Raw genomic sequence first — 1,412 nt, 5'->3', positions numbered from 1 at the left:
GGGCTACGCCTTTTCAGCGCCCGCCCGGAGCGGTTGTTGCAACCTACCGATGGAGTATCGCCGAGTCAAACAGCGCCGAGTTGGTCGGCAGTTGCCTGGCGAAGCACCCCGAGCATCCCTGTTAAGGTGCCCGGACCGTGGATGGGGGCCACTGCGGCGTTTTGGCCGCGGTGTCTCCCGGCTTTCCGCCGGCAAGAGAAAACATACACGACGGAACGATGAAATTTCATGATCGCAAGCAGTTTGTAAAAATTTCTTTCCGTGCTCAGACGGCTACGCATAGGCAGCGGATGAAGATCTGGCCAACCCAGGACGTCCGCGACACGTCCACCGGCCTACCCGCGGCCTCCGGCGCTGACGCCCCCGAGGGCCGGACCGCACGAGGACCGTGCCCCGGCCGCCGGCGAAGGATCAGGAGGAAACGGAGACGGACGGGGAACAAGCAAGGCGACAGCGTGACGGGATCAGGCAACGAGGGGAACGGGTGAAGACCATGCGAGCGACCGCCCTGACATCTTTTCGCGAAGAGATCGAAGCAGTTGTCACAGCGGCCTCGTACGCGCCATCGATCCATGACACGCAGCCTTGGCACTGGCTGGTCGGGGACAGGCGCCTGGATCTGTTCGCGGATCCCTCGCGGCTCCTGGGTGCCGTCGACCCCGACGGCCGGCAACTGCTGATCAGCTGTGGCGCCGCACTGTATTACGCCCGGATCGCGCTGCGCCTGCGCGGGTTCGTCCCGGATGTCGTCGTTCTGCCGGGCGGGCCCGGCTATGGCGGCCTCCACCGGGATCTCGCCGGCAAGGAGCCGCTCGCGACCATCCGCGTCAACGCGGCCAAGCCGGCTGACTGCTGGGAGCGGTCGCTTGGCGCCGCGGCCTACCTGGGACACGCGGGACACGCGGGCCGCGGGCCGATCGAGCCCACAACCGACATGACCGGGGCGGTGGCAGCGCTCCAGGATGCCGCCGGGCTCGAAGGTGCCTGGCTGGCCACGCTGGACGACACCGGTGACGACGATCATCTCGCGACAGGCCCGACGCCGCTTGCGGGCGACAGGCGGGACGGCCAGAACGCCGTCGCGGTGCTCGGCACCGCCGCCGACCGTCCTATCGATCGGATGACGGCGGGCCAGGCGCTCGCCCGAGTGCTGCTGACGGCCACCGCCCTCGGCGTGCCCGCGTGCCCGATCGGGCACGCGCAGGACATCGACGCGATCCGCGTCACGCTGCGCGAGATTCTGCGCAGCACCGGCACCGTGCAGATGGTCATTCGACTCGGCCCGCCGCTGCCCGGCGGTGTCCTGGGCGAACCAGCCCCGCGCCGGCCGCTTTCAGAGATCCTCACGATCGCGGACTGACGGCGGCTTGTATCCGCGGTGTGACGCTCGCGGCGGGCCGAACGGATAACCC

1 protein-coding gene is annotated in these 1,412 nt (G+C 68.7%); it reads left to right on the top strand.

What is annotated here, in order from left to right:
- Positions 1–493 precede the first annotated feature (493 nt).
- Entirely contained in the window at positions 494–1,360 is an 867-nt protein-coding gene (locus MJ785_RS18910; protein ID WP_239382078.1) for a hypothetical protein, read from the top strand.
- The last annotated feature ends 52 nt before the right edge of the window (positions 1,361–1,412 follow it).

This window comes from Protofrankia sp. CiT1, from assembly GCF_917627335.1.
Classification (GTDB): Bacteria; Actinomycetota; Actinomycetes; order Frankiales; family Frankiaceae; genus Protofrankia.
The sequence above is the reverse complement of the archived record's forward strand: the minus strand, read 5'-3'. Positions and strand labels throughout refer to the sequence as shown.

Bases quoted from the DNA above. Each gene is read 5' to 3' on its own strand.
- MJ785_RS18910 (WP_239382078.1), top strand. From the start codon at position 494: ATGCGAGCGACCGCCCTGACATCTTTTCGCGAAGAGATCGAAGCAGTT.